General features: G+C 35.5%; 13 protein-coding genes and 1 pseudogene. All 14 read left to right on the forward strand.

What is annotated here, in order from left to right:
• Positions 1-531: pseudogene (locus BA1DRAFT_RS24280) on the forward strand (hypothetical protein); the annotation flags it as partial.
• Positions 528-872 (forward strand): hypothetical protein, encoded by a 345-nt coding sequence (locus BA1DRAFT_RS20825; protein WP_036783400.1) that lies wholly within the window; start codon positions 528-530, stop codon positions 870-872. The pseudogene BA1DRAFT_RS24280 and the gene BA1DRAFT_RS20825, both read left to right, overlap by 4 nt.
• A gap of 253 nt (positions 873-1,125) precedes the next feature.
• Positions 1,126-1,413 carry a hypothetical protein gene (locus tag BA1DRAFT_RS20830; protein WP_036783402.1) on the forward strand — a complete coding sequence of 96 codons (288 nt, stop codon included), beginning with the start codon at positions 1,126-1,128 and terminating at the stop codon, positions 1,411-1,413.
• Positions 1,403-1,945 carry a macro domain-containing protein gene (locus BA1DRAFT_RS20835; protein ID WP_036783403.1) on the forward strand — a complete coding sequence of 181 codons (543 nt, stop codon included), beginning with the start codon at positions 1,403-1,405 and terminating at the stop codon, positions 1,943-1,945. Before BA1DRAFT_RS20830 ends, BA1DRAFT_RS20835 begins: the two co-directional genes overlap by 11 nt.
• A 63-nt stretch (positions 1,946-2,008) precedes the next feature.
• The gene (locus BA1DRAFT_RS20840) at positions 2,009-2,428 is read left to right on the forward strand and encodes a CdiA family toxin C-terminal domain-containing protein (RefSeq protein WP_276525092.1); all 420 of its coding nucleotides are present in this window, start codon (positions 2,009-2,011) and stop codon (positions 2,426-2,428) included.
• Entirely contained in the window at positions 2,425-2,775 is a 351-nt protein-coding gene (gene cdiI, locus BA1DRAFT_RS20845; RefSeq protein WP_036783407.1) for a ribonuclease toxin immunity protein CdiI, read from the forward strand. The genes BA1DRAFT_RS20840 and cdiI (BA1DRAFT_RS20845) overlap by 4 nt, the downstream gene beginning before the upstream one ends.
• An 18-nt stretch (positions 2,776-2,793) precedes the next feature.
• On the forward strand, positions 2,794-3,291 hold the full coding sequence (locus BA1DRAFT_RS21515) for a hypothetical protein (protein ID WP_051560915.1): 498 nt from the start codon (positions 2,794-2,796) through the stop codon (positions 3,289-3,291).
• A gap of 5 nt (positions 3,292-3,296) precedes the next feature.
• The gene (locus tag BA1DRAFT_RS20855; protein WP_036783415.1) at positions 3,297-3,842 is read left to right on the forward strand and encodes an immunity 42 family protein; all 546 of its coding nucleotides are present in this window, start codon (positions 3,297-3,299) and stop codon (positions 3,840-3,842) included.
• A 130-nt stretch (positions 3,843-3,972) separates the two neighbouring features.
• Positions 3,973-4,281 (forward strand): Imm42 family immunity protein, encoded by a 309-nt coding sequence (locus BA1DRAFT_RS20860; protein ID WP_072164835.1) that lies wholly within the window; start codon positions 3,973-3,975, stop codon positions 4,279-4,281.
• Positions 4,278-4,847 (forward strand): ribonuclease toxin immunity protein CdiI, encoded by a 570-nt coding sequence (cdiI, locus tag BA1DRAFT_RS24455; RefSeq protein WP_268747253.1) that lies wholly within the window; start codon positions 4,278-4,280, stop codon positions 4,845-4,847. Before BA1DRAFT_RS20860 ends, cdiI (BA1DRAFT_RS24455) begins: the two co-directional genes overlap by 4 nt.
• Positions 4,848-4,865: 18 nt before the next feature.
• The gene (locus tag BA1DRAFT_RS22825; protein WP_051560916.1) at positions 4,866-5,393 is read left to right on the forward strand and encodes a hypothetical protein; all 528 of its coding nucleotides are present in this window, start codon (positions 4,866-4,868) and stop codon (positions 5,391-5,393) included.
• Positions 5,383-5,583: a hypothetical protein gene (locus BA1DRAFT_RS20875; RefSeq protein ID WP_036783417.1), complete on the forward strand. Its 201-nt coding sequence runs from the start codon at positions 5,383-5,385 to the stop codon at positions 5,581-5,583. The genes BA1DRAFT_RS22825 and BA1DRAFT_RS20875 overlap by 11 nt, the downstream gene beginning before the upstream one ends.
• A gap of 321 nt (positions 5,584-5,904) precedes the next feature.
• Positions 5,905-6,528 carry a hypothetical protein gene (locus BA1DRAFT_RS24285; RefSeq protein ID WP_235201196.1) on the forward strand — a complete coding sequence of 208 codons (624 nt, stop codon included), beginning with the start codon at positions 5,905-5,907 and terminating at the stop codon, positions 6,526-6,528.
• A partial coding sequence (locus BA1DRAFT_RS20885) for a DUF6853 family protein (RefSeq protein WP_036783418.1) occupies positions 6,521-6,894 on the forward strand: 374 nt, incomplete at its 3' end. The genes BA1DRAFT_RS24285 and BA1DRAFT_RS20885, both read left to right, overlap by 8 nt.

Below are 6,894 nucleotides of genomic sequence, written 5' to 3' on the forward strand. Positions count from 1 at the left end.
ATTAGTGGCTTAAGATGGATGTTTAACTTATCGGCTGAGGATGCCCATCGTATCAGCCAGTTTGTGACGACAGAAAATCAGAACTATTTAGGGCTGTTGTATAACTCACTGCCTGCCTGGGAAAAAGGTGCACTAATAGCCAAAGAAGCGGTAGAATCTGCCGGTATTGGCAGTGCTATCGGCGGTAAAGCTTCGGTTGCTTCAATTGTTGGGAAGAATAAACAACCTTATCAACCGAATCAGGGTGCTGTTGGTAATATGAATGAATTCCTAAAACAATCCGGTTTTGGGAGCCAGATTAAAGGAAATACTCAAAAAACTAGTAAAATGTATGATGGGAAAAGTATTTATTCTGCAAAAAGTGACATTGATAAATATATCAAAAAAGGCGACCAGATTTACTTAGATGGTGATCATAAGAATCATCTTGAAGTTTTTGATAAAAGAGGAAATTTTAGAGTTGTGCTTAACTTGGATGGTTCAATTAATGATGCTAAAACGAAAGCTGCGGAAGGGAGAAAATTAAAATGATGAAAACTCTAAACAAACTTAGCTATTGTATTAATTTACTCTCACTTAGGAAAAATATCCAAGCTGAGTTAAATCTGAATTTTAATATTACCGAAAAATACAAGGAATATATTTATGATTTTAAACAGGCAGTGATGTTACTTAATAGAACTATTGAAGAAAATGATCAAATAGCTATTCAATGTGCGCTGACAAGAGTTCGGATTACATCATTGAATCTGTCTAATCTATATGCAGATATTATCGACGATGTTGTATCAATAAACAGTCAGGACTTGTGGCCTGAAATTCCAGAAGATTACAAAATACCTGATCATTATAACTATCCTCAAAACAAATAACTCATACCCCCAGCCACGGCTGGGGCTTATTTATCGGCCAATTACTACTTACTTATCAGAGAAAATTATTTAAAAAGAGGAGTGGGACAAAAACAGCGGATGCTGGATGCTATTAGTGGCTTAAGATGGATGGTTTAAAATGATTGGTCCTAATGCAAGTAAATCACAACAATTTTTATTGGATAAACAAAGCGGTCAACAACTACCTGAAATTAAGAATATTACCATTGTTGATATAAAATGAGGATATTAAATGAATATACATGACTTTGATAAAAATATAAAGCCTCTTTTAAGAAATTATTCTTTTGAATATTCATTTTTTGCTGATGGTGAATTTGGTAATCTTGAGCGAATTGAATTTGAGGGCTGTGGAAAACTAGGGACTATTGATATATGGTCTAAGGGTTGGCTAAGTATAGACATATATGATTGTATTTTAGATAGGCAGGTAATGAATGTCATATATTCACCCGAAGAAAAACAATCTTGCAAAACTGGAGTAGAGGTGTTTTTAAGGATATTACTAAATGAAAAATAAAGTAGAAATTATATTAGGTGATATAACAAAAGTTGCTGTTGATGCTATCGTTAATGCAGCTAATACATCTTTACTTGGTGGTGGTGGAGTTGATGGAACAATACATAGAATAGGTGGAAAAATTATTTTAGAAGAATGTCAAAAAATTAGAGCTAAACAAGGTGGCTGCAAAGTTGGTGAAGCAGTGATTACAAGTGCGGGTAATTTGCCCGCTAAATACGTGATCCATACTGTAGGCCCACGTTGGAATGGCGGTAATAATAATGAATTTTCATTATTAGAAAAATATTATTTAAGTTGTTTAGAATTATCTAAGATCCACAATGTCAAAAGACTTTCTTTTCCCAATATTAGTACTGGAACCTATAAATTCCCTAAAGAGCTGGCGGCTAAAATTGCTTTAGATACAATTTCTTCATATTTAAATAAGGTTCCTCACATTTCCAAAATCAATATTATATGTTATGAGAAAGATAATTATGATATATATATGGATTTGATGAACAATAAGTCTTACAAAAATAAATTTTAAATTTCTTGTCGTTCCCTTTCTAAAAAGGGAACGACTACTTACCTAGAAGGAATTCATTTTAATATTAACCAGAAAAATCACTTAGCCGCATTTGATGGAATATCTAAAAAAGGGATAAGTGGTACACATAATGTTAATGCTTTCAATCAAGCGGCATCTGAAAATGGAATTAAAATTGTTAGCCAGACACCAAGCAGTGTTAAAGGCATTACGCAAATTGAGTATCAAATACCAGCAAAAGATAGAACCGGAAATGTTATTGGCCACAAAAACCAAATATTCAAGAAAACAGTATATAATCCAAACGTTTTTTCCGACCAAAAAATGTTAGACCTCGGACAGCAGGCTGTTTCTAATGGTTATAAAAATGCAGTTTCTCAAGGTTTACGAGAATATGAATCAACCGCAGGTGGTGTGAAGTTTCAAGTTTATTTAGATCAAAAAACAGGTACAGTTACTAACTTTTTCCCGGTGACACAATGAGTAATAAACGTCTTTTCAAAAAAATAGATTATGATAATGATTCTAAGTGGGTTATGAAGGAGTTTTTTAATTCTATATACTCCCAAGGTGAATTTCTATGGGCTTTACCGCTTGTTCTAAAAAAGGACGGGTGTGGAGTTAATGAAACCTATTGTACTTTCCCAAACTTAGATGATCCTGATCCTGAATATCATTTCGAAGGAGTAATGTTCGGGGTATGGGAAGGTGAAATCATAGTTCCCGAATCTACTTGCTTTGAGTATATAAAACTAGCCTGTGAGAAATATCTTCAATTACATCCAGAAGATACAGAGCAAGTAAAATCCTTACTTGCTCAACTCTCTTAAACCAGAAAGATCCTAGCATTGAATGCTAGGATTTTTTTAACTTTTGAACAATCATATGACCCGCTGCCAGCTTGGGAAAAAGGTGCACTAATAGCCAAAGAAGCGGTAGAATCTGCCGGTATTGGTGGTGCTATCGGCGGTAAAGCTTCGGTTGCTTCGATTGTTGGGAAACACAGAGGAAGCGCAATACCAGTACCGGAGCCAATAGTCGCTTCTAATGGGCTAGCTTACAAATCAAACCCTAAACACACTCTTGGTCAGCAAGGTAATCGACCCAATGCAGGAATTGAACCTAAGGGCTCGGTGGATTTATTTAGTCATTCTATTTCTTCTGCTTCTAAAGAAAAGCAAAGATATTCCATTGATTCTGAAAAAAATGTTCATCGCTTTTCTTACAGTAATGATGGTACATGGCATTGGTCTGGTAGTACTGGAGATCAAAAAAATCCATTAGACAGACAAGAAATTCCTAATGATGTAAAGAAAAATTTTGGTTTACCTGGTAAATGGAGATAGAAATTATGATTTTTGGTGATCCATATCGTTTTGCGATATTAGTAGAATATATTCCCTATTGGAGTGATAGTTCATTTAAAAATGGGTTATTCCATTTTTATATTAATGGGAAAATGTTCCCTGATGAACTAACTACCGCAACATTAAATGTGGATATTTTTTCTTTAGATGAAAAAAATGCATTAGTTTCTTTTCCTGAAAATAAAGAGCTATTTGATAAAGAAATTAAAGAAGCATTTAACACGATGTTAGGTATGATATCTCCTAATCTGGTAGATAGTAACCTAGATGTGCCAGAAGATTTTGAATCGTCATATATTTATAAAGCTTCAACAGAGAATATTGATGATTTTGGTAGTTCTGTATTTGCTGTATCTTACGATGATATTGTTAGAATCATCGGAGCAAAACGACGTATCTTAAGATATGATAATAATGGTTGTGGTTACTGGGAAGATATTCCTAAACCTGATTTCTATGAAACAAAAATTTATAAAGATGAAGTTAAAGAAATAATTTCCAATATAAAAAAATATTATATATCATTGTAATATAGTCTCCATATATAACCCCAACTACAGTTGGGGTTATTTGGAATGGCAGCTCCGGAGATATTAACAATGCTTTAACAAGCAAACAGGTGCCAAGTGATATTCAGAAAAAGCTAGGAGTGAAACTAAAATGATTTATGGTGATCCATTTTTATTTTCTCTTCAATTTGACATTGTTGAGTCATGGAACTCTCCAGATAGCTTCTGGAAAAATGGAATATTTTCTTTCTATTTAGAAGGGAATAAATTATTTGACATTGTTGATGTTTTCGAATTAAGAACAACAATTGACTTTTACTCAAATATGAAAATAGATGAGTTGGCATGTAATGATATTCCCTTTGATCCTATTACCTTATACAGAAATGCAGAAATGCAGAAAGTTATTTTACAGGAGAAGGAGAAGGAGAAGATCTTATTGATGGCTTGTTTGATATGACCTGTACTGCAATGGGGGATAATGGCTATTATATTTACTTTATGAAAACAAGCCAAAATGATCGCCTAATTTGGAGTGTTGATGATGGAAATACAATAAAGGAGACATTATTACCTGCTGGTACAGTTCATTCTGTAATTCAAAAAATGTCACAATGCCCATTAACTGAAATATTTACTAGTAACAAGAAAATAACAATGAAGCAAAAATTATTTGGTCAACCATATGATGAAAGTAATCCTGAGTGGATTCTGAAAGGTTATTTTGATGTGATGTACCAAAAGGGGAAAAATTATTTTTATGATGTTATAGAAAATATTATAAAAAGACATGGTTTTTCTACAGATGGTGCCTACTGTAATTTTCCAGATATGAATAGTTTTTTTGAAGAAGAACATTTTGAAGGGGTTGAGTTTACATGGGGCTATCCACCAGAACAAGCACCAACAATAATTGTAAGCGAAGCAACCTGTTTCAAATATGTAAAACTAGCCTGTGAGAAATATCTTCAATTACATCCAGAAGATACAGAGCAAGTAAAATCTTTACTTGCTCAACTCCCTTAAACCAGAAAGATCCTAGCATTGAATGCTAGGATTTTTTTAACTTTTGAACAATCATATGACCCGCTGCCAGCTTGGGAAAAAGGTGCACTAATAGCCAAAGAGGCGGTAGAATCTGCCGGTATTGGCGGTGCTATCGGCGGTAAAGCTTCCGTTGCTTCGATTGTTGAAGGAAATAAATCAACTAACATAGGGAAAGGAAATAATGTACGTATTGATAGTGAATCATCTGTAAGATCAAATAGCCAGGTAACTATTCCTCAGTCACGAGTTGGGCATATTTTCCGCAAAGCAGAAGGACACATTGCTGATACTCCTGAAAATAGAAAATTAATATTGGATGTTGCAAATGATAAAACGGCTATTTTAGGTGGTGACCGTTATGGTAACAGTTGGTCTGCACGCACATTGCCGGATGGAACTCAAGCTTGGGTTCAAACTCGTGGGGATACAGTAATAAATGCTGGGATAAATAATCCACCTAAATCATATGACCCTCAAACAGGACTATCTTCACTAAAGCCAAGAGGTAGTAAAAATGGACAATAAGATGATTACAATAGAACAAGCTTACAAAGCTATGTTTTATTTTTTGGAGCATGAATACGAATTAACGAAGTCAGATGATATCGGTTGTTTATTGGGATCAATGGATTGGACGATCTGGGATGATTCAATTGGCCCAGCAGACCCAGCTATGTGGGAAGATTGGCTAGCCGCAGTTAAACGGACTTTATAATAGATTAGATCCCGACCAGAGAGTCGGGCTCTTTCCCTTCTTTGAATCCAGTTGTTTTGCAGTCATTACGATTGCGGTGGCTACAGTGATAGAGGGAAACGGAATAAAGGTTACCGCCAGCACTGCCGCTACCATCGGTTCCGTGACTTATGGCGCGACAGCTTTAGCCTAAGTCGGAAAGAGGATAACGTCAAATGGATATAAAGTTTCCAATGGTTCTGAAAATGTAATTGCTAAAAGTAGGTTTAGCTCATCCAATAATTCAGTCGCGCATCAATCTGGAACAAATACAACAAACTGAGCACTGCGCAACGGGCAGAAATGTTGTCTCACTGTGCCGGGAACGGTGGGTTATGCACACTGACCTATCAGGCTGAAATGGAAGGTGGGATAAAAACAGCGGATGCCATCAGTAGTCTGAGATGGATGTTTGGCTTATCAGAAGAAGATTCCCATCGTATCAGTCAGTTTGTGACGACAGAAAACCAGAATGATTTAGGGCTGTTGTATAACTCGCTGCCAGCTTGGGAAAAAGGTGCACTAATAGCCAAAGAGGCGGTAGAACCTGTCGGTATTGGTTGTTCTATCGGCAGTAAAGCTTCGGTTGCTTCGATTGTTGGGAAGAATAAACAGCCTTATCAGCCTAATAAAGGTGCTGTTGGTAATATGGGAGAATTCTTTACTCAACCAGGGTTTGGGAGTCAGATTAAAAACGGCACACTTAAAACCAGCAAGCGATATCAGGGGAAAAGTATTTATCAAGCTCAGGGTAAACTGGGTGATACAATCAAGAAAGGCGATCAACTGTATTTGGACGGTTCGCATAAAAACCATCTTGAGCTTTTTGATAGTAAAAATAATTTTAAAGCAGCCCTTAATTTAGATGGTTCAGTAAATGTGGATAAAACTAAAGCTGGTCAAGGGAGGAAACTTAAAATTGACTGAAATAAACAAGTTAAATGACATAAAAACGATTTTAGTCGAGCTAGCAGCAACCTGCAATATTTCAAAAAATGAGCTTGATAATAATGGCAGCCTTGATTATTCGTTAAATCTGGATGATGAACTGCAAGATGAGCTCAAAAAATTGATATCCATGTTTGCGGTATTGAAAAAAGCCCTTGACCAAAATGATATGGTTGCAGTTCAGACAGCATTAGTGATGGCTAGGATATATGCAATGAATTTACGTAATTTTTTTGATGGAATCTTTGAAGATATAGAAATGATCGGCTGGACAGAACGATATGATTGGCCGAAAATCCCCGAAGACTACAAAATCCCAGACCATTATAATTATCCTGAAAAAAA

This window comes from Photorhabdus aegyptia (assembly GCF_000612035.1).
GTDB lineage: Bacteria > Pseudomonadota > Gammaproteobacteria > Enterobacterales > Enterobacteriaceae > Photorhabdus > Photorhabdus akhurstii.